Origin of the sequence: Pedococcus dokdonensis (genome assembly GCF_900104525.1) — a bacterium.
GTDB lineage: Bacteria > Actinomycetota > Actinomycetes > Actinomycetales > Dermatophilaceae > Pedococcus > Pedococcus dokdonensis.
The window spans coordinates 3,027,022-3,046,060 of record NZ_LT629711.1 but is presented as its reverse complement, the minus strand read 5'-3'; the positions used below and the strand labels follow the sequence as shown (position 1 = coordinate 3,046,060).

The 19,039-nt window shown below is 72.4% G+C and carries 19 protein-coding genes and 1 tRNA gene; 8 read left to right on the top strand and 12 right to left on the bottom strand.

What is annotated here, in order from left to right:
• Positions 1–53: 53 nt before the first annotated feature.
• Positions 54–746, bottom strand: a complete 693-nt coding sequence (locus BLQ34_RS14340; protein WP_091786845.1) for a hypothetical protein — start codon at positions 744–746, stop codon at positions 54–56.
• A gap of 317 nt (positions 747–1,063) precedes the next feature.
• Between BLQ34_RS14340 and BLQ34_RS14335 the strand changes: the two genes are divergently transcribed.
• Positions 1,064–1,570, top strand: a complete 507-nt coding sequence (locus BLQ34_RS14335) for a hypothetical protein (RefSeq protein ID WP_091786842.1) — start codon at positions 1,064–1,066, stop codon at positions 1,568–1,570.
• A gap of 7 nt (positions 1,571–1,577) precedes the next feature.
• Here the strand turns inward: BLQ34_RS14335 and BLQ34_RS14330 are convergent, their stop codons facing one another.
• The 9 genes from BLQ34_RS14330 to BLQ34_RS14290 form a co-directional block, all read right to left on the bottom strand.
• A complete protein-coding gene (locus tag BLQ34_RS14330) occupies positions 1,578–1,940 on the bottom strand; it encodes an MmcQ/YjbR family DNA-binding protein (RefSeq protein WP_091786839.1) in 363 nt (120 codons plus the stop codon).
• Between the two features lie 75 nt (positions 1,941–2,015).
• Positions 2,016–4,136, bottom strand: coding sequence for an NAD(+) synthase (locus BLQ34_RS14325; RefSeq protein ID WP_091786836.1), 2,121 nt, complete (start codon positions 4,134–4,136; stop codon positions 2,016–2,018).
• Between the two features lie 78 nt (positions 4,137–4,214).
• Entirely contained in the window at positions 4,215–5,399 is a 1,185-nt protein-coding gene (locus tag BLQ34_RS14320) for an RNA polymerase sigma factor (protein WP_231961219.1), read from the bottom strand.
• Complete coding sequence (locus tag BLQ34_RS14315; protein WP_091786834.1) at positions 5,396–5,809, bottom strand: YciI family protein; 414 nt, start codon at positions 5,807–5,809, stop codon at positions 5,396–5,398. Before BLQ34_RS14315 ends, BLQ34_RS14320 begins: the two co-directional genes overlap by 4 nt.
• A 79-nt stretch (positions 5,810–5,888) precedes the next feature.
• Positions 5,889–6,827 carry an alpha/beta hydrolase gene (locus tag BLQ34_RS14310; protein WP_091786831.1) on the bottom strand — a complete coding sequence of 313 codons (939 nt, stop codon included), beginning with the start codon at positions 6,825–6,827 and terminating at the stop codon, positions 5,889–5,891.
• Between the two features lie 9 nt (positions 6,828–6,836).
• Positions 6,837–7,616, bottom strand: a complete 780-nt coding sequence (locus tag BLQ34_RS14305) for an MOSC domain-containing protein (RefSeq protein ID WP_091786829.1) — start codon at positions 7,614–7,616, stop codon at positions 6,837–6,839.
• Positions 7,616–7,849 carry a hypothetical protein gene (locus BLQ34_RS14300; RefSeq protein ID WP_091786827.1) on the bottom strand — a complete coding sequence of 78 codons (234 nt, stop codon included), beginning with the start codon at positions 7,847–7,849 and terminating at the stop codon, positions 7,616–7,618. The genes BLQ34_RS14305 and BLQ34_RS14300 overlap by 1 nt, the downstream gene beginning before the upstream one ends.
• 281 nt (positions 7,850–8,130) lie before the next feature.
• A complete protein-coding gene (locus BLQ34_RS14295) occupies positions 8,131–9,048 on the bottom strand; it encodes a sunset domain-containing protein (RefSeq protein ID WP_091786825.1) in 918 nt (305 codons plus the stop codon).
• Positions 9,049–9,227: 179 nt separating this feature from the next.
• Positions 9,228–9,310, bottom strand: a tRNA-Leu gene (locus BLQ34_RS14290).
• A 152-nt stretch (positions 9,311–9,462) separates the two neighbouring features.
• Here BLQ34_RS14290 and BLQ34_RS14285 point away from each other — a divergent pair.
• From BLQ34_RS14285 to pknB, 7 genes are read left to right on the top strand one after another with little or no spacing between them, the layout of a single operon-like run.
• Complete coding sequence (locus BLQ34_RS14285; protein ID WP_091786822.1) at positions 9,463–10,311, top strand: FhaA domain-containing protein; 849 nt, start codon at positions 9,463–9,465, stop codon at positions 10,309–10,311.
• A gap of 9 nt (positions 10,312–10,320) precedes the next feature.
• Positions 10,321–10,827, top strand: a complete 507-nt coding sequence (locus BLQ34_RS14280) for an FHA domain-containing protein FhaB/FipA (RefSeq protein ID WP_091786820.1) — start codon at positions 10,321–10,323, stop codon at positions 10,825–10,827.
• A gap of 11 nt (positions 10,828–10,838) precedes the next feature.
• Positions 10,839–12,203 (top strand): PP2C family protein-serine/threonine phosphatase, encoded by a 1,365-nt coding sequence (locus BLQ34_RS14275; RefSeq protein ID WP_091786817.1) that lies wholly within the window; start codon positions 10,839–10,841, stop codon positions 12,201–12,203.
• A 10-nt stretch (positions 12,204–12,213) separates the two neighbouring features.
• Entirely contained in the window at positions 12,214–13,590 is a 1,377-nt protein-coding gene (locus tag BLQ34_RS14270; RefSeq protein ID WP_091786814.1) for an FtsW/RodA/SpoVE family cell cycle protein, read from the top strand.
• Complete coding sequence (locus BLQ34_RS14265) at positions 13,587–15,044, top strand: peptidoglycan D,D-transpeptidase FtsI family protein (protein WP_091786811.1); 1,458 nt, start codon at positions 13,587–13,589, stop codon at positions 15,042–15,044. The genes BLQ34_RS14270 and BLQ34_RS14265 overlap by 4 nt, the downstream gene beginning before the upstream one ends.
• Entirely contained in the window at positions 15,041–16,315 is a 1,275-nt protein-coding gene (locus BLQ34_RS14260; protein WP_231961211.1) for a protein kinase domain-containing protein, read from the top strand. The genes BLQ34_RS14265 and BLQ34_RS14260 overlap by 4 nt, the downstream gene beginning before the upstream one ends.
• Entirely contained in the window at positions 16,312–18,153 is a 1,842-nt protein-coding gene (gene pknB / locus BLQ34_RS14255) for a Stk1 family PASTA domain-containing Ser/Thr kinase (protein ID WP_231961198.1), read from the top strand. Before BLQ34_RS14260 ends, pknB begins: the two co-directional genes overlap by 4 nt.
• Before the next feature lie 29 nt (positions 18,154–18,182).
• Here pknB and BLQ34_RS14250 read toward each other — a convergent pair whose 3' ends face one another.
• Complete coding sequence (locus tag BLQ34_RS14250) at positions 18,183–18,839, bottom strand: aminodeoxychorismate/anthranilate synthase component II (protein WP_091786809.1); 657 nt, start codon at positions 18,837–18,839, stop codon at positions 18,183–18,185.
• Positions 18,836–19,039 carry a hypothetical protein gene (locus BLQ34_RS14245; protein ID WP_091786806.1) on the bottom strand — a complete coding sequence of 68 codons (204 nt, stop codon included), beginning with the start codon at positions 19,037–19,039 and terminating at the stop codon, positions 18,836–18,838. The genes BLQ34_RS14250 and BLQ34_RS14245 overlap by 4 nt, the downstream gene beginning before the upstream one ends.

Genomic DNA, 19,039 nt, shown 5'->3' with positions numbered 1-19,039 from the left:
TGGAGAACACGGTGCAGCCACCCGCTTGGGCCCCACTTGGGCCCGACTAGGGGTCAGTCGACGAGCGCTGGGACGGACTCCCGCTGGGGGGTCGCGTGGTCGACCGCAGTGCGCGCGGCGACGTCGGCCACGACCTGCTCGAGCAGGGTGACGAGGCGGTCCGGGACATCGGGGACGCACGCGACGGCCAGGCCCTCGACGGCATACGCGACGGTGTGTGGGGCGGTCTGACGGCGGTAGGTGCGCTCGCTCACGACGGCGCCCCGGGCATACCGCTGCGCCCAGACCTGCGCGTCCGGTGCCGTGGCGAACGCATCCGCGCACAGCTGGTCGACGAGGTCGCGCACCCCCGGCCGCTGCGCAGCGACGCGCTGGGCGGTGAGCAGTCCGACGGCGAGGACGTTCTGCCGCACGGCCGGCGCGACCGGCAGGGCGGCAGCCGCCGCCCGCGCGGCGATCGCCAGGTCGAGGTCGAGGTCGGTGCCGGTCAGCCCCACGACGTCGGGCACCAGGGTCACCAGCCGGCTGCGGTCGGCGTCGGGGAGCGCGTCGTTGACCAGCCGCGCGAGCGACGCCAGCAGCGGGTGCGTGCAGGACGGGTGGTCGCTCCACCGCTCACCTGCGAGGAACGACGCCATCTCCATGAAGCAGGCGCCCTTGCGCGGGTTGCGGTGTCGTCCGGCCGACAGCACGGGGACGAGCTCGGGCAGGTACGTCTTCTCGCGGCTCATGCTCTTGCGGCTCATGGCAGCTCCCTCCGCCTCCCACTATGCGCCGCACCGTGCGCGGGCGCCACCCCTCCACCCCCCTCCACCCGGCCCTTTCGCCCCGCCCCGACCTCCACCGTCCGGCCAGAAATCCCGGCACGCGGCCGGGGGTCGTGCCGGTCTCCCGAGGCCAAACCACGGCATCCGCACGGTCTTTCTCGTGCGGGTGGTGGAGAACGTCTGCCCTCCACTGCTGGATGTGACGTAGGACATCCGGCCCGACGATGGTGACTACCGGGAAACGCCACCGCAGGCCGTCTCCCACTCGCCATCTGGCTCGTGCAAGGGGGTCCGCCATGACGGTCATCGAACGGCTCTACGACAACGCGTGGTACGTCGCGAACGCGTCACCGACGGCGCGCGACCTGCTCGCGGCAGACGTCACCCGCGCCTGGATGGAGCGGGAGGCGGCCCTCGAGGACGCCCGACGCGCCACCACCGTGGCCGACCTCAACCCGGCGCGGTCGGCGCTGGCCCTGTCGCTGGGCAACTCGCGCCAGGCCGGCTACGACCGGGCCCGCGCCCGGGCCGCCGAGGCCGCCCGGTGCACCGACATCGTCCTCGGCCACGCGTTCACGGTGAAGCGCGACCTGCACCCGTCGGGTGCGATGGGCGTCGAGATCTCGTCCTGCACGCTGCTGCGCCGGGCCTCCCTGACCGCCACCGGTCGCGGCGAGACGTGGCACGCCCTGCTGTTCGACCCGCAGGGCCGCAACCACGAGGCCTTCCCGACCACCCTCGGCACCGACCCGTGGGACGCCTTCCACCGCGCCTGCGAGTGGATCGTCAGCGGCCGGATCTGAGCCTGCGTCAGCGCAGCTCGTTGCCGAGTGCGGCGAAATAGGGCGCGGACACCGACTTCGGCACCACCATCGCCCAGGCGTCGAGCACCAGCTCGGGCAGTCGGTCGGGGTCGATCGCCGCGGTCCACGCCTCGACCCACTGGTAGCGCAGGTCCACCTGCCCCGGCATGAAGAACACGTCGGGCTCCGCCTCGACCAGGGCGACCCGCTCCTCGCGCGGGAACGCGAAGCCCACCTCGGTCTCGTCGCGCGAGAAGGCCAGCCACACGATGCTGCCGACCCGCCACTTCACCCGGTCGCGGACCAGCACCTCGTAGGCCCGTGGCAACGGCGCCGCGATCCGGCGCACGTCGTCGACGGTGATCCCCACCCATCCACTGTCGCACCGGACGCCGACAACCGTGCGGTGCAGCAGTCCTAGGCCGGGTGCACGAGGCCGCCTCGGTCAGCCCTCCGGGACGATCGCGCGCAGCTCCTCGAGCCAGGCGCGCCCGCTGACGTCGGAGGGCATCCGCCAGTCACCACGCGGCGACAGCGAGCCACCCGCCACGACCTTCGGGCCGTTGGGCAGCGCGGAGCGCTTGAACTGGTTGCTGAAGAAACGCTGCACGAAGACCTCCATCCAGTGCCGGATGGTGGCGAGGTCGTATGCCGTGCGGCGGCTCTCGGGGTAGCCGGCCGGCCAGTCGCCAGCGCCGGCGTCCTGCCACGCGTGCAGGGCGAGGAAGGCGATCTTGCTGGGGCGGTAGCCGCGGCGGAGCACGTGGTAGAGCGTGAAGTCCTGCAGCGCGTAGGGCCCGACCTTGTCCTCGGTGGACTGCAGCTTCTCGCCGGCCTTGGCCGGGACGAGCTCGGGGCTGATCTCCTGGTCGAGGATCTCGGTGAGCGTGCCGTTGACGTCGCCGCCGCTGTGGCTTTCGTCGCGGTGGGTGTCGCCGAACTGCCCACTGCTCACGACCCAGCGGATCAGGTGCTGCATCAACGTCTTGGGGACACCGCTGTTGACGCCGTAGTGCGACATCTGGTCGCCGACGCCGTAGGTGCACCAGCCCAGCGCGAGCTCGGACAGGTCACCGGTGCCGAGGACGATGCCACCGCGCTGGTTGGCGGCGCGGAAGAGGTAGTCGGTCCGCAACCCGGCCTGGACGTTCTCGAAGGTGACGTCGTAGACCTCCTCGCCTCGCCCGAACGGGTGCCCGAGGTCCGTGAGCATCTGGGTCGCCGCGGGGCGGATGTCGAGCTCCTCCCAGGTGATCCCGAGCGACTCCATCAGGTGCACCGCGTTGCTCTTGGTGCCCGCACTCGTGGCGAAGCCCGGCATGGTGAAGCCGACGATGTCGGTGCGCGGGCGACCGAGCCGGTCCATCGCCTTGGCCGCGACGATCAGCGCGTGCGTCGAGTCGAGCCCACCGCTGACACCGATGACGACCTTGGGCTGCCACGTGTCGGTGGTCAGGGCGCGGAGCCGCTGCTCGAGCCCGGAGACCTGGATGTTGTAGGCCTCGTAGCAGTCCAGCGCGAGCCGGTCCGCGTCGTCGGGCACGAACGGGAAGCGGTCGACCTTGCGGCGCAGCCCCAGGTCACCGGCCGGCGGGGCGAGGGTGAGGACGACCGTGCGGAACCGCTGCCCGTCGTCACCGATGCCCTCGCCGTGCCGGTTGTCGTCGAAGGACCCCTGCCGCATCCGCTCCTGCCGCAGCCAGTCGAGGTCGACGTCGGCCACCGAGGCACGCGCGCCATCGGGGAACCGCTCGGTCTCGGCGAGCAGGGTGCCCAGCTCGTAGACCATCGTCATGCCGTCCCACGAGAGGTCCGTCGTCGACTCCCCGGCCGACGCGGCGGCATACAGGTAGGCGGCATTGCACCGCGAGCTCGCCGAGCGCGCGAGCAGGTGCCGGTCCTCCGCGCGCCCGACCGTGATCGGGGAGGCCGACAGGTTGAGCAGCACCGTCGCGCCGGCGAGCGCGGCCGAGGCACTCGGAGGGATCGGCACCCACATGTCCTCGCAGATCTCGACATGGACCGTGAGGCCGGGGACGTCGGCTGCCTCGAAGAGCAGGTCGGGCCCGAACGGGATCTCGCCGTCCTCGTCCGCGCCCGGCCAGTGCGGTCGCGCGAGGTGGTGGTCGCGCATGTCCTCGCCGCTGGCGAACCACCGCTTCTCGTAGAACTCGCGGTAGTTGGGCAGGTTCGACTTGGGGACCACCCCGCGGACCTGCCCGCCGTGGATGACCACGGCACAGTTGAACAGCCGGTTGCCCCGGCGCAGCGGCGCTCCGACCACGACCACCGGCAGCAGGTCGGCGGTCGCCTCGGCCAGCGTGACGACGGCGCGGTCGACCTCGTCGAGCAGGACGTCCTGCAGGAACAGGTCGTCGATCGCGTAGCCCGAGAGGCTCAGCTCCGGGAACAGCGCGACCGCGACGCCGTCAGCGTGCAGCGCCCGCACCTGGTCGAGGATCGTCTCGGCGTTGCGGGCCGGGTCGGCGGCCGCCACCGGGACCGTGCAGGCGGCGAGCCGCGCGAAGCCGTGCCGATAGACGGAGCGGAAGTCGCCGGTGTCCATGTCGCCGAGTCTGTCAGACCGGGTCCGTGTCGGTCCGCCAGTCGTTCGGGGTATGAGCGGACGCAATGGCGCGCGATATCACCCCGAGCCAGGGCCAGCGAGCCTCGCGGCCTGCCGGGTGAGGTGGTCGCGCTCCGCCGCGTTCGTCGCCGCCCGCGCGGCCACGGCATACAGGTCCCTGGCCCGGGCGCGGTCACCCGCACGCTCGTGCAGGTATGCCGCGACGGCGGCGTGGCGGGGCACTGCCGGGTCGACCTCGGCCAGGGCCCGCAGCCCGGCCAGCGGCCCGTCGGTCTCGCCGACGGCGACCGCACGGTTGAGGGCGACGACCGGGCTGTCGGTGAGCCGGGCGAGCTCGTCGTACCACTCGAGCACCTGGGTCCAGTCGGTCTCCTCGGCGGAGCGCGCGTCTGCGTGCAGGGCGGCGACGGCGGCCTGGGCCTGGTACTCGCCGAGCCGGTCGCGGGCCAGTGCGTGCTGCAGGACGTCGACGCCCTCGGCGATGAGCCGGGTGTCCCAGAGCGACCGGTCCTGCTCGGCGAGCGGCACCAGCTCCCCGGTGGCGGTGCGGCGGCTCGCGCGCCGCGCGTGGTGCAGCAGCATCAGGGCGAGCAGGCCACCCACCTCGGGCTCGTCGCTGCCGGCCGCCAGCTGGCGGGTCAGCCGGATCGCCTCGGCGGCCAGGTCGACCTCGCCGCCATAGCCCTCGTTGAAGATCAGGTAGAGCACGTGCAGCACGGTGCGCAGGTCGCCCGGCGTGGTGAGCCGTTCGCCCGAGAGGGTCCGCTTGGCCCGGCTGATCCGCTGCGCCATCGTCGCCTCGGGCACGAGGTAGGCCTCGGCGACCTGCCGCGTGGTCAGGCCGCCGACCGCACGCAGCGTCAGGGCCACCGCCGACGCGGGGGAGAGCGCGGGGTGGCAGGACAGGAAGAGCAGCAGCAGGGTGTCGTCGGACTGCTCGGTCGCGCCCGGCTCGGGCTCGTCCTGCACGCGTTCCTCGCGCCGCTTGCGGGCGCTCTCCGAGCGCACGATGTCGAGGTACTTGCGGGCGGCGACGGTCACCAGCCAGCCCTTCGGCTGGTCGGGCAGGCCGTCGTCCGGCCAGCGCCGCCAGGCCTCGAGCAGGGCCTCCTGCACGGCATCCTCGGCCGCGGCGAAGTCGTCTCCGCGGCGGACGAGGACACCGAGCACCTGGGGGCCGAGCTGCTTGAGCAGGCCGTCCAGCTCGGGCCCGGTCGAGCCCGGCGTCGGCGTGCCGCTCACTCGGTGACGGTGGGCGGCTCGGACATGAACGGGCGGACCTCGATCCACTCGTTGAGTGGGATGCCGCCGGGACCGGGCGCCGAGCTGAGGAACGCCGCTGCCTCGTGGGCGCGCTCCTGCGACTCGACGTCGATGATCATCCAGCCGGCGATCAGGTCCTTGGTCTCGGCGAACGGGCCGTCGGTCACCGGCGCCCTGCCCTCACCGTCGAACCGGACGAAGGTGCCCTCCGGAGACAGGGCGTCGGCGCTGACGAACTCGCCCCGCTCGGCGAAGGTGTCGGCCACGTGCCGCATGAAGCCGATGTGGTCGTTGATCTCCTCCGGCGTCCACTGGTCCATCGGGACACAGCCCTGGGGGCTGCGCTCGGGTCCACCGTTGTAGTGCTTCAGCAGCAGGTACTTCGCCATGGTTCCTCCTCGGTCCGTGCCGGCCATTCTGGCCGCCATCACCCCGGGGACGGAGCCGCCGGCCCGTTCTCGACATCCGCTAGGCAGAAGAACGTGCCAGGTGCGCGTCCAGCCACTCGACGACCGAGTCCATCACCTCGTCGCGGTTGGTCTCGTTCAGCATCTCGTGGCGACCCTGCGGCCAGAGCCTGAGCGTCACGTCCCCCAGACCCGCGCGTCGGTACTGGTCGGCGACCGCGGTGGGTCCCTTGCCCTTGTCGCCGACCGGGTCCTGGTCGCCGGAGAACAGGAACACCGGCAGGTCCTTGGGCACCCTCGCGACCGCGGCGTCGGTGTTGATCGTGCCGAGCCCGCCCAGCAGGTCGGCGAAGAACCCGCTGGTGAAGACGGTGCCGCACCGCTCGTCGGCGACGTACTTGTCGACCTCGGCCTCGTCACGGGAGAGCCAGTCGAACTTGGTGCGGTTCGGCTTGAACGCCGCGCCGTACTGTCCGAAGGTGAGCTGGTCCATCAGCCCGCTGATGTGCCGGCGGCCCCGCAACCGCGCCTGCAGGGTGGCGAGACCGAGGCCGACCTTGCCCAGCGCACCGGGGTCGCCCGCAGTGCCCGAGAGCACCAGCCCGTCGAGGTCGGCACCGAACCGCGTCGCGTAGGACCGGCTGAGGAACGAGCCCATGCTGTGGCCGAAGAGGAAGAACGGGAGCCCCGGGTTCTCCTGCCGGGCGTGGTCGCCGACGAGGCGCAGGTCGTCGACCACCGTGTCGAAGCCCTTGTCGTCCGCGAAGTACCCGGCGTCGTGCGGGGTGCGGGCCGTGGACCCGTGGCCGCGGTGGTCGCTGGCGTACACGGCATACCCGTCGTCGGTCAGGCGCAACGCGAACCGGGCGTAGCGGTCGGAATGCTCGGCCATGCCGTGCGCGACCTGGACGACCGCCTTGGCCGGGCCGTCCGGGAGCCACCGGTTGACGTGCAGCTGGGTGCCGTCGGGGGTGGCCAGGGTGAAGGTGCTGGACTGCATGGCCTGACCCTAGTGCTGGGGGTTCGCCGGCGTCGCCAGGTCGCCGACCTCGATCCGGCCGGGCTCGACGACCCGGGCATCCACGCCGAAGGTGAGCAGTCCGTCGTGGCGCTCGAGGTGGGCCAGGACGGGTTCGCTGCGGCGACCGGTGGAGGGATCGACGTCGACCACGGCGCAGCGGTCGATGCGGCGCCCGACCTCGACGGTGGCGCTGCCGATCCGCAGGAGCGTGCCGGGGAGGGGGTCGGCGTCCGTGTCGAGCGTGATGGTGGCGCGGAACCGCTCGTCGAGGGCCTCCGGCGCCGTGCCGCCCGACGCGCGCAGCCGCTCGCCGAGGCGGGCCAGCTCGCCCGTGGTGACCAGCGAGACAGCGCCGGCCCAGACCACGTCGCCCGGGTCCGTGGCCGCGAGCCGCACCGGCAGCCCGAGGTATGCCGTGACCGCCGCTGCGTGCGGACCGTCCAGCAGCCGGGCGGTGACCGCGCGGCCCCAGTAGTCGAGACTCGACTCGGCGTCGGCCGTGATCGGCTCGCCGTCCTCGGCGTCCAGCCGGCCCCTGATCTCGGTGCCGTCGGGGAACCGCAGCCGCAGCGTCCCGTCGTCATCGGTGCGGGCCTCGATGGAGGTCAGCGAGGGGTTCTCGACCGTCTTGAGCACCCGTCCGGTGGCCGGGTCGACGAGGCAGAAGGCCCGGTCGCCCGCGACGCCATCGGGCGTGAGGCTCACGCGCTCCCGGGTGAGGTGGCGGGTGCCCTTCACCGCGGCATACCCGAGACGGAGGACCTGCATCACGCGTCCGTCCGGGCGCGGTCGCGGCGGGGGTCGTCGTGCCAGGCGACCGCCGCGATCCGCCAGCCGCGGCCGGTGATGCGGGTGATGACGGCGCTGGGCAGCACCACGGACCGAAGGGCGTCGAACCGCCGGTCCTGACCCCGCCCCGAGGCGAACGCCGCGAAGAACACGTCCCCCACCGCATGGATGGCCGCCTCGTCCCGGGTCACGTCGTCCTCGGCACCCGTCATGGCGACCACGGTAGGCCCCGCGCCTTCCTCACCCCGGCGCCGCAGTGGCGACGGGTCGTCCTTCACATCCAGGGACGCTCGGGACTCCGGTTCCGTGACGTCACGCAGCGACACCGCACACGGTCGACGCACAGACACCGAGGCAGCCGGTCCGGAAGGGGTGTAGCGCCAGCGTCGCCGCCGGACGTGACCCTTGCTGCGGACCGGCAAGTCGTTCCGACGCGACTGGGTCACTGCCCCGCCAGACGGGGCAGTGACCCAGGCACCAGGAGTGGTGTTGGTCAGTCGGCGGGGGTGAATCCGGCCCGCTCCGCTGCGTCCGCGTCGCTGAACCAGACGTGCGGCTCGGCCTCCGCGTAGTGCTCGTGGTCCTCGGTGACGTAGGTCTTGGTGTCCTCCCACGCCTTCACCGGGTGGCCGACCGGCATCGCGCCGTCGTGCAGCGTCGCCGCCGACCCGACGCTGTAGCCGCCGTCCCTGACCTCGTCGAGCTCGGAGACCCGCCGCCCGTCACCCGAGCCCGAGCCGTCGGAGTCTTCGTCGGAGCCCGAGTCGCCTTCGGAGCCCGGGCTGTCGGAGCCCGAGTCGTCAGAACCCGAGTGGTCAGAACCGGAGCGGTCAGAACCCGAGTCGGCGTCGGAGACGAGGTTGCCGTCGGCATCGAAGACCTGGGGGCCGCCATCCTCGGCGGTCCAGTCGCCCGGCTGCCGGAACTCCTCACCCGCACTGATGTCGTGCTTCGCCGGGTCGTGCTCGGCGGCGAACTCCTCGGCCGACTTCTGCCGGTCCTCGTCCGACATCTCCTCCGACCCGTCGGAGTCGTCGGTGTCGTCGGTGTCGGAGTCGTCGGTGTCGGAGTCGTGCTGGTCGGCCGAGTCGTGCTGGTCGGCCGAGTCGTCGCCGGCCTTGTCGCTCGAGTCGTCCGTAGGGCTGGACGGCGTAGGCGCGGCCTCGTCCGTCGGCGCGGCCTCGTCCGTCGACGCGGCCTCGTCCGTCGGCGCGGGCTCGGCGCGGTCGGGCACGTCCGCCTGCTCGGGTTCGGAGCGGTCGGGTTCGGTGCGGTCAGGTTCGGTGCTGTCGGGTTCCACGGCCTGCGCGGTGCTGGTGGCCTCGACCGCCTCCGCGGTGCTGGTGGCCTGGGCCTCGTCGGCTCCGGTGGCGGCAGAAGAGCTGGGGGCCGGGTCAGGCGTGCTGCTCATGGCGTCCTCCTTGACGGGTGCGGCGGAGAGCTCCGCTCCCCTCAGGCTAGGCCGGATGGGCGCCACTCGCAGTCCGGCGCAGCCCGCTGACCTGCGGCTTTGACGGCACGAGCCGCCACCCGGGCCCGCGGGACGACGATGGCCCCGACGAGGATCTCGTCGGGGCCATCACCGTTGGGTGCGCGAGGGGGGATTTGAACCCCCACGCCCTTTCGGACACTGCGACCTGAACGCAGCGCGTCTGCCGTTCCGCCACTCGCGCGTGGGACCGGCCAATTGTGGCGGACGCCCCCCGGATTCACCAAACCGGCCCCTGGGCTGGGTTTGCGCGGCGCGTGGGACCAGCGTGCCCGAGCCAGACGGTTACGATCGTGGACCAGACATCAGCGGGCAACACGTGAGGAGGTGGCACCGATGGGTCTGTTCGACCGGGTCGAGCAGCGGCTCGAGCGTGCCGTCAACGGTGCCTTCGCGCGCGCGTTCAAGTCCGAGGTGCAGCCGGTCGAGATCGCCTCCGCGATCCGCCGGGCCATGGACGACCGCGCCGCCGTCCTCGGCCAGGGTCGCACCATCGTGCCCAACCTGTTCACCGTCGAGCTGTCCGACACCGACTACGACCGGCTCGGTGGTTACGACGAGGAGCTCGAGGTCGAGCTGATCGCCGCGGCCCAGGAGCACGCCGAGTCGCAGCGCTACCAGCCGGGTGGCCCGCTCCAGGTCACCTTCGCCAGCGCGAACGACCTCGAGACCGGTGTCTTCCGGCTGCGCACCTCCACCGCCCGCCGCCCCGGCACCGCCCCGAGACGGGGCGACGAGGGGTATGCCGCCGCGCCGGCCCCCAGCCCCACCCCGCCGCCCGCGGCCGCGCCGGCCCCGAGCCCACGGCATACCGACGACGACGGGTTGGAGGCGACCCAGCGGCAGGCACCGGTCGCACCCCCGACGCCCCCGCGGCGGGTCAACCCGGCCGACCGGCCCTGGCTCGACGTCGACGGCGAGCGCTACCCGCTGATGGGCGCGATGACCGTGCTCGGCCGTGACGACACCGCCGACATCATCCTCGACGACCCGGGGATCTCGAGGCGGCACAGCGAGATCCGGGTGACCAACGACGGACCCCACCTCGTGGCCAGCATCCGCGACATGGGGTCGACGAACGGCACGTTCGTCAACAGCGAGCGCATCACGAGTCAGCGCCTGTCCGACGGGGACCGGATCACGGTGGGGCGCACCTCCGTCATCTACCGCGCCGGGCGGCGGTGATCCCCACGCATGAGTGAACTCACCCTCACGATCATCCGCCTGGGGCTCCTCGTCCTCCTCTGGATCTTCGTCTTCAGCGTCGTCGGCGTGCTCCGCGGCGACCTCTACGGCACCCGGGTCATGAGCCGCACGCCCCGCAAGCCCGCACCCGGGGCGCGCCAGCCGGCCGCCCGCGGCGCGGCGACCCCCGCCCCGAAGCGCCCCAAGCGGCAACCGCACTCGACGGCGCCCCGCACCTTGGTCGTCACCGCTGGTGCCCTCACCGGCACCAGCCTCCCGCTGCGTGAGGCCGGCACCGTGATCGGCCGCAACCCCGAGTGCGCGCTCGTCCTCGACGACGACTTCGCCAGCGGCCGGCACGCGCGGATCTTCCACCGCGACGGAGCCTGGTTCGTCGAGGACCTCGGCTCGACCAACGGCACCTACGTCGGCACCGAACGGCTCACCGGGCCGTTGCGGGTCGAGGCCGGCAGCACCCTGCGGATCGGCAAGACCGTCATCGAGCTGCGGCGATAGGCACCACGACGATGCCCATCGCCTTCCACTACGCCGCCCGCTCCGACGTCGGCATGGTCCGTTCGGAGAACCAGGACTCGGGCTATGCCGGGCCGCGCCTGCTCGCGATGGCCGACGGCATGGGCGGGCACGCCGGGGGTGACATCGCGTCGTCCACGGTGATCGGCGCGCTGGTCGACCTCGACGGCGAGGCGCTGGGCAGCAGCGAGGCGAGCTCCGCTCTGCTGCAACGGATCACGGCCGCCAACGACGAGCTCGCCGAGATGGCCAAGGCCGAGCCGCGGCTGCAGGGCATGGGCACCACGCTGATCGCCATCCTGCGCTCCCAGAACAAGCTCGTGCTCGCCCACATCGGCGACTCCCGCGCCTTCCTCGCCCGTGACGGCAAGCTGACCCAGATCACCAAGGACCACTCGTTCGTCCAGAGCCTCGTCGACGAGGGCCGGATCACCGAGGACGAGGCGATCGGCCACCCGCAGCGCTCCCTCGTCACCCGGGTGCTCACCGGGCAGCACGACGACGAGCCCGACGTGACGGTGCGCGAGGCCCGGATCGGCGACCGCTACCTGATCGCCTCCGACGGCCTCACCGACTACGTCGCGGGCGACACCATCGCCGAGATGGTGCTGGCCGGGCAGCCGCCGGGCGCGACCGCCGACCGCCTGGTCGACCTGGCCCTCAAGGCGGGCGCCCCCGACAACGTCACCATCGTGATCGGTGACGTCGTCGACCTCACCAAGGGCGATGCCCCGCCGACCCAGCCGCAGATCGTCGGTGCCGCCGCCACCCGCACCAAGGGCCGGGGCACCCGCCCGATCCCGGTCACCCCGGCGGCGAAGGCGGCCGCGCTGTCGCGCGAGGCGGCCGGCGATGCCGACGACGACGAGACCGAGGACGTCACGCTGGCCGAGGAGGGGCCGGCCTCGGGTCCCGGCCGCTGGCTGCGCCGCCTGGCCGTGCTCGCCGTGGTGCTGATCGTCCTCGGCGGCGGGGCCTATGCCGCATACACCTGGTCGCAGCGCCAGTACTTCGTCGGCGCCCACGACGGCAACGTCGCGATCTTCCAGGGCGTGAGCCAGGACCTCGGCCCGGTGAAGCTGTCGCACGTCGAGTCGGAGTCCGACGTGCGGGTCGACGACCTGCCCGACTTCTACCGCAGCAAGGTCGAGGACCGGGTCTCGGCCGACACCCTCCGCGACGCCGAGACGCTGGTGGGCCAGCTGCGCACCGAGGCCCTGCGCTGCGCGGCCACCCCGGTCAGCTGTGACGGGTCCGGCGGCATCCCCACCACGACGCCGTCGACCACCACGTCGACCACCACCGGCGCGACCAGTCCGACCACGACGTCGTCCCCTTCGTCGACGACCACCCGATGACGACCACCCGATGACGACCGTCTCCAGCGTCGCCCCCCGCACCCGCCGCAACGTCGAGCTGGTGCTGCTGCTGCTCGCCGTCGCGATCGTGGTGCTGGCCTACGTCAACGTCGGGTTGTCCGTGTCGGGGGCCTTCCCCCCCGGCCTGGTCACGCACGGCACGGGTCTGCTGGTCATCTCGCTGGCCTTCCACCTGCTGCTGCGCTGGAAGGCCGCCTACGCCGACCCGCTGCTGCTCCCGATCGTCACCCTGCTCAACGGCCTCGGGCTGGTGATGATCCACCGGCTCGACATCGCCGAGGGCCGCGACATCAGCGAGGGCCTGGCGCTGCGCCAGCTCACCTGGAGCGCGTTGGCCGTGCTGATCGCAGCGGCGGTGCTGTGGTTCCTGCGCGACCACCGGATGCTGCGCCGCTACACCTTCACCGCGGCGATCGTCGGGTTCGGCCTGCTGATCCTGCCGCTGCTGCCCGGCATGGGGCGCACCGTCAACGGGTCGCGGATCTGGATCGGCCTGGGGCCGTTCACCTTCCAGCCCGGTGAGGTCGCCAAGATCGTGCTGGCGGTGTTCTTCGCGGGCTACCTCGTGCAGACCCGTGACGCGCTGTCCCTCGCGGGTCGCAAGGTGCTCGGGTTCACCTTCCCCCGCGGGCGCGACCTCGGCCCGATCATGGTCGCGTGGGTGCTCAGCCTCCTGGTCCTCGTCTTCGAGAAGGACCTCGGCTCGTCGCTGCTGCTCTTCGGCCTGTTCGTGTCGATGCTCTACGTCGCCACCGAGCGCACGTCCTGGATCGCGATCGGCATGACGTTGTTCTGCGGCGGCGCCTACGTCGCCTACCTCGCCTTCGGGCACGTCCAGGCGCGCGTGCACCTGTGGCTCGACCCGTTCGCGCCGGACCAGTCCGACCAGGTCGCCAAGGGCCTGATGGGTATGGCGGCCGGTGGCCTCCTCGGCACCGGCCTGGGTCGGGGACGGCCCGACCTCACCTACTTCGCCGAGTCCGACTTCATCTTCCCCAGCTTCGGCGAGGAGCTCGGGCTGATCGGGCTGTTCGCGCTGCTGATGCTCTACGTGCTGCTGGTGGAGCGCGGGCTGCGGACCGCCCTCGGGGTGCGCGACGGGTTCGGCAAGCTGCTGGCCAGCGGGCTGGCGTTCTCGATGGCGCTGCAGTGCTTCGTCGTCGTCGGCGGTGTCACGCGGGTGATCCCGCTGACCGGGCTGACCATGCCGTTCCTCTCCTACGGTGGGTCGTCCCTGCTCGCCAACTGGTCCCTGGTGGCCCTGCTGCTGCGCATCAGTGACGTCGCCCGCCGCCCGGTGGCCGAGGTGAGCACCGGGCCGAATCCCGCCGGTGAGGCCAAGACCGAAGTGGTGGCGATCCGGTGAACTCCCCGATCCGCCGGCTCTCCACCCTCGTCGCGATGCTGTTCACGGCGTTGCTGGTGTCGACCACCTACATCCAGTTCGTCCAGGCCAAGTCCCTCCAGGACCGCCCCGAGAACCGCCGCACCCTGCTGGCCAACTATGCGCGCGAGCGCGGGCAGATCCTGGTCGGCGGCAAGCCGATCGCGAAGTCGACCGGCACCAAGGACGAGCTGAAGTGGCTGCGCACCTACCCGCAGGGCGAGCTCTACTCGCACGTCACCGGCTACTACTCCTTCACCTACGGCGCCGGGGGTGGCGTCGAGGGCGCCGAGAACGACCTCCTGTCGGGGTCGTCCGACAAGCTCTTCTACCGCCGCGTCTCCGACATCCTCACCGGCAAGGAGCAGACCGGCGCCAGCGTCGAGCTCACCATCAACGCCAAGGCGCAGGCGGCCGCCGACAAGGCACTCGGTGACCAGCGCGGTGCCGTGGTCGCCCTGGACCCCACGACCGGCGAGATCCTCGCGCTCGTCAGCCACCCGGCCTACGACCCCTCCCGGCTCAGCAGCCACGACACCGACAAGGTCGTCGCGGCCTGGAAGCAGCTGAACGCCGACCCGACGCGCCCGATGGTCGACCGCGCCATCGCCGGCAACCTCTACCCGCCCGGCTCGACCTTCAAGGTCGTCACGGCCGCGGCGGCCCTGGAGTCGGGCAAGTTCACCGAGGAGAGCTCGATCCCCGGACCGGCGGTCCTCGACCTGCCGCAGACCGACGACGACCTGCCGAACGACTTCAAGGGATCCTGCGGCGCCAACAACAGGACCACGCTGACCCACGCCCTCGAGATCTCGTGCAACACCGCCTTCGGCTGGCTGGGCATGCAGGTGGGGGCCGACGACTTCCGCGCCCAGGCCGCCAAGTTCGGGATGGGCGACCGCCTCCAGGTGCCGATGTCGGTGACGCCCAGCTCGGTGCCGGCCGAGCTCAACCAGCCACAGCTCGCGCAGTCGGCGATCGGCCAGTACGACGTGCGCGTCACGCCGCTGCAGGTTGCGATGATCTCGGCCGCCATCGCCAACAACGGCGTCGTGATGCGACCGCACCTGGTCAAGAAGGTCACCTCCTCCGACCTCGAGGTGATCGACGAGCCGCAACCAGAGCAGCTGTCGCAGGCCGTCTCGGCCGACACGGCCGCCGCCCTGACCCGGATGATGGAGACGGTCGTCAAGAGCGGCACCGGCCGGGCCGCCCAGATCAGCGGCATCGACGTGGCCGGCAAGACCGGCACCGCCCAGCACCAGAAGGGCAAGCCCCCGCACGCCTGGTTCACCGGGTTCGCCCCGTCGAACGACCCGAAGGTCGCCGTCGCCGTGGTCGTCGAGGACGGCGGCAACGCCGGCAACGAGGCGGCCGGTGGCCGGGTGGCGGCCCCGATCGCCAAGGCCGTGATGGAAGCGGTGCTGGGCCAGTGACCTACGAGGCCGACACCAGGCTCGCCGACCGCTACCGGCTGGTCGAGCGGATCGCCACCGGCGGCATGGGCGAGGTGTGGCGGGCCCACGACGAGACCCTCCAGCGCGACGTCGCGGTCAAGGTGCTGCGCCCGGACAGCGCCGAGGACGGGGCCTTCGTCGAGCGGTTCCGGGCCGAGGCGCGGCTCGGCAGCCAGCTCACCCACCCCAACGTCGGCACCGTGCACGACTTCGGTGAGCAGGACGGCCAGGCCTTCCTCGTCATGGAGCTGATGGCCGGGGAACCGCTGTCGACGCTGATCCGGGACCGGGCGCCGATGCCGCAGGCCGAGGTCACCGAGATCCTGCACCAGATCGCGCTCGCCCTGCAGGCCGCGCACGACGCAGGGGTCGTGCACCGCGACGTGAAGCCCGCCAACATCGTCGTGGACGAGGCCGGCTACGCCAAGCTCACCGACTTCGGGATCGCGCGCGCCCTCGGCGAGGCGTCGATGACCCAGACCGGCGAGGTGCTCGGCACGCCCCACTACCTCGCCCCCGAGCAGGCGAAGGGCGAGACCGCCGGCCCGCTGAGCGACGTCTACGCCCTGGCCGTGGTCGGCTACGAGATGCTCACCGGGCAACGGCCGTTCTCCGGGGAGTCGATGGTCGCCACCGCCCTCGCCCACGTGAGCCAGCCCGCGCCGCAGCTGTCCGACGAGGTCGACGACCCGCTGCGCACGACCGTGATGGCGGCCCTGGCCAAGGACCCCGGCCTGCGGCCGCAGAGCGCGGGCGAGTTCGCCGACGCGCTGCGCCTGGCCCCGGGCCGGATCCCGTGGCACCTGTCCGAGGGCGCGGCGGCGGCCGTCACCCCGGTCATCGTCGGTGTGCCCGCCGACCTCCCGCCGGACCAGCCGCTGCCCACCTCCGTGCTGCCGGCGGTGGCCGACGCCGGTGGGTCGGACGACGCGACCTCCGAGCACGACACCCGGCGTCCGGGCTGGCTGATCCCGGCGTGCGCGGCGCTGGTCGTCATGCTCGCCGTCGTGAGCGCCATGGCGCTCGGCGGTCGCAGCCAGGCCGACACCCCGTCCAGCACGCCGCAGGACACCACTCCCGCGACGACGACGGTCGCGACCACACCGCATACCGCCACCGCCACCGCCACGACAGCCAAGGCGACCACCAGCGTGCCCACCAGCACCACCAAGCCAGCGAAGGCCTCGCCTGCTCCGGCGCCCCACAAGAAGAAGGGGCCCGGCGCGGGCAAGGGGGGAAGGAAGAAGTGACGTCGACACGTCTGCTCGGGGGACGCTACGAGGTCGGGGAGCTCCTCGGCCGAGGTGGCATGGCCGAGGTGCACCTCGGCCACGACACCCGGCTGTCCCGGCCGGTGGCGATCAAGATGCTGCGCTCCGACCTGGCCCGCGACACCCAGTTCCTCAACCGGTTCCGGCGCGAGGCCCAGTCGGCGGCCGGGCTCAACCACGCCTCGATCGTCGCCGTGTACGACTCGGGCGAGGACCACGCCATCGAGTCGGGCGGCGCCTCGGTGCCAGTGCCCTACATCGTCATGGAGTACGTCGAGGGCCGCACCCTGCGCGAGCTGCTGAACGCCAGCTCCCCCCTCGACCCGGCCGAGGCGGCCCGCATCACCGAGGGCATCCTCGACGCCCTCGCCTACAGCCACCGCATGGGCATCGTGCACCGCGACATCAAGCCGGCCAACGTGATGATCGGCCCGCAGGGCCAGATCAAGGTGATGGACTTCGGCATCGCCCGCGCGGTCGCCGACGCGAACGCCACCATGACCCAGACGCAGGCGGTCATCGGCACGGCCCAGTACCTGTCGCCGGAGCAGGCGCAGGGGCACCACGTCGACGCCCGCTCCGACCTCTACTCCACCGGGTGCCTGCTCTTCGAGCTGCTCACCGGGCGGCCGCCGTTCCAGGCCGACTCGCCGGTCGCGATCGCCTACCAGCACGTCGGCCAGCCGCCGCCGCGGCCGTCGACGCTCAACCCCGCCGTCGACCCGGCCCTCGACGCGGTCGTGCTGCACGCGCTGGCCAAGGACCGTGACGCCCGCTACCAGGACGCCACGGCGTTCCGCGCCGACCTCCAGGCCGCCCGGCTCGGCCGGCCGATCAGCGACGCCGCCCGCGGCACCGCCGGCAGCGCCGCCGACCCCACCGTGGCCCTGGCCGCGGCGACGCCGGCAGCCGCCACCACCGTGTTCGCGACGGGCGGGTATGCCGAGCGGCCCGAGCCCGTGGGCTCGAACACCGCCTCCCTGCCCGCGATCGGCCACGACCCCGACGACGAGCCGCGCAAGCGACGTGGGCTGGCCTACTTCCTGCTCGTGCTGGCGGTGCTCGGTGCCCTCGTGCTGCTCGGGGTCGCGGGCAAGGCCCTGCTCGACCGGCCGCCCACGGACGCACCCAAGGTGGCCGTGCCGACCGTGATCGACCTGCCCCAGGCCGCCGCCGAGGCCAAGATCCGGGCGGCCGGGCTGGTGCCCGAGGCCACCCAGGTCGCCAGCCCCAAGGAGATCGGCGTCGTCGTCGACCAGAACCCGGGGGCCGACGAGCAGGTCGCCAGCGGCAGCAAGGTCGGGATCAGCGTCTCCTCCGGACCTGACACCGTCGAGCTGCCCGACCTCAAGGGCTTCACCCAGGACGAGGCCACCGCCCGGCTCGCCAACCTCGACCTCAAGGTCGGCACGATCAAGCAGGTCGACGACACCGGCCTCGACAAGGGCAAGGTGTTCACCACCTCACCCGGGGCGGGCGAGGACGTCGCGGTCGGCTCGGCGGTCAACCTCAACGTGTCGTCCGGCAAGGTGACCGTGCCCGACGTCGTGGGCAAGACCCGCAACGAGGCCGCCGACATCCTCGGCGAGCTGGGCCTGAGCGTGAAGACGAGCTACATCGACAGCACCGAGCCGGAGAACTCGGTGCTCAAGCAGAGCATCAAGGCCAAGACCAAGGTCGAGGACGGCTCGACGATCACGCTGACCATCGCCCAGCCACCGCCGCCCACGCAGACGCCGACGACGCCACCGACCACCGCGACCACGACGACCGAGCCACCGCCGTCGACGACGACCGCGCCGCCGACGACCCCCTGACGCCCGCTCGGGGTTCGTCGGGGGGTGGGTCAGCCGGCGGCGACGGCTCGCGCCACGCCCTCGGCGTCGCGGACCAGCGGGCTCAGCCCGGCCGAACGGGCCACCGCGTCGTCGAGCCCGCACACGACCAGCCAGTTCGCGAGGATGCGGTGCCCGCCCTCGGTCAGCACGCTCTCGGGGTGGAACTGCACACCGTGCAACGGCAGGTCACGGTGCCGCGCGGCCATGATGATCCCCGACTCGGTGTGGCCGTTGGCGACCAGCACGTCCGGCACGGTCGTGGGGTCGATGGTCAGCGAGTGGTAGCGGGTCGCCGTGAAGGGCGACGGCAGGCCGGCCAGCACCCCGGTGTCGTCGTGCACGACCCGCGAGGTCTTGCCGTGCAGCAGCTCGGGCGCGCGACCGACGGTGGCGCCGACCACGACGCCCAGCGCCTGGTGGCCGAGGCAGACCCCGAGCATCGGCTGGGCCCGCTCGGCGCACGCCTCGATCATCGCCATCGAGACCCCCGCCTCCTGCGGCGTGCCCGGTCCGGGCGACACGAGGACGCCGTCGAACTCGGCGCCGTCGGCCGGGCCGACCGCGTCGTTGCGCACCACCTCGCACTCGGCACCGAGCTGCTGGAGGTAGCCGACGATGGTGAAGACGAAGCTGTCGTAGTTGTCGACGACGAGGATCCGGGTCATCGGACCATCCTGACGTGCTGGACCGACGAGCCCAGCGCACTCGGGTCGACGGTGTTGTCGTTGAACGGCATCAGCGGCGCGATCCGCGGGAAGACCCACACGAACAGCACGGCCACCACCGCCACGGCGAGCAGCAGCGCCAGCAGCACCCGCACGACGAGGGGTCCGGGCAGCGCCCGCCAGATCGCGGAGTAGATCAT

Excerpts from the sequence above, each read along its gene's own strand:
- BLQ34_RS14250 (WP_091786809.1), bottom strand. The coding sequence starts at position 18,839 with ATGACCCGGATCCTCGTCGTCGACAACTACGACAGCTTCGTCTTCACC.
- BLQ34_RS14270 (WP_091786814.1), top strand. The coding sequence starts at position 12,214 with ATGACGACCGTCTCCAGCGTCGCCCCCCGCACCCGCCGCAACGTCGAG.
- BLQ34_RS14245 (WP_091786806.1), bottom strand. The coding sequence starts at position 19,039 with ATGATCTACTCCGCGATCTGGCGGGCGCTGCCCGGACCCCTCGTCGTG.
- BLQ34_RS14325 (WP_091786836.1), bottom strand. The coding sequence starts at position 4,136 with ATGGACACCGGCGACTTCCGCTCCGTCTATCGGCACGGCTTCGCGCGG.
- BLQ34_RS14285 (WP_091786822.1), top strand. The coding sequence starts at position 9,463 with ATGGGTCTGTTCGACCGGGTCGAGCAGCGGCTCGAGCGTGCCGTCAAC.
- BLQ34_RS14300 (WP_091786827.1), bottom strand. The coding sequence starts at position 7,849 with ATGACGGGTGCCGAGGACGACGTGACCCGGGACGAGGCGGCCATCCAT.
- BLQ34_RS14315 (WP_091786834.1), bottom strand. The coding sequence starts at position 5,809 with ATGGCGAAGTACCTGCTGCTGAAGCACTACAACGGTGGACCCGAGCGC.
- BLQ34_RS14335 (WP_091786842.1), top strand. The coding sequence starts at position 1,064 with ATGACGGTCATCGAACGGCTCTACGACAACGCGTGGTACGTCGCGAAC.
- BLQ34_RS14305 (WP_091786829.1), bottom strand. The coding sequence starts at position 7,616 with ATGCAGGTCCTCCGTCTCGGGTATGCCGCGGTGAAGGGCACCCGCCAC.
- BLQ34_RS14275 (WP_091786817.1), top strand. The coding sequence starts at position 10,839 with ATGCCCATCGCCTTCCACTACGCCGCCCGCTCCGACGTCGGCATGGTC.
- BLQ34_RS14340 (WP_091786845.1), bottom strand. The coding sequence starts at position 746 with ATGAGCCGCAAGAGCATGAGCCGCGAGAAGACGTACCTGCCCGAGCTC.
- BLQ34_RS14280 (WP_091786820.1), top strand. The coding sequence starts at position 10,321 with ATGAGTGAACTCACCCTCACGATCATCCGCCTGGGGCTCCTCGTCCTC.
- BLQ34_RS14310 (WP_091786831.1), bottom strand. The coding sequence starts at position 6,827 with ATGCAGTCCAGCACCTTCACCCTGGCCACCCCCGACGGCACCCAGCTG.
- BLQ34_RS14295 (WP_091786825.1), bottom strand. The coding sequence starts at position 9,048 with ATGAGCAGCACGCCTGACCCGGCCCCCAGCTCTTCTGCCGCCACCGGA.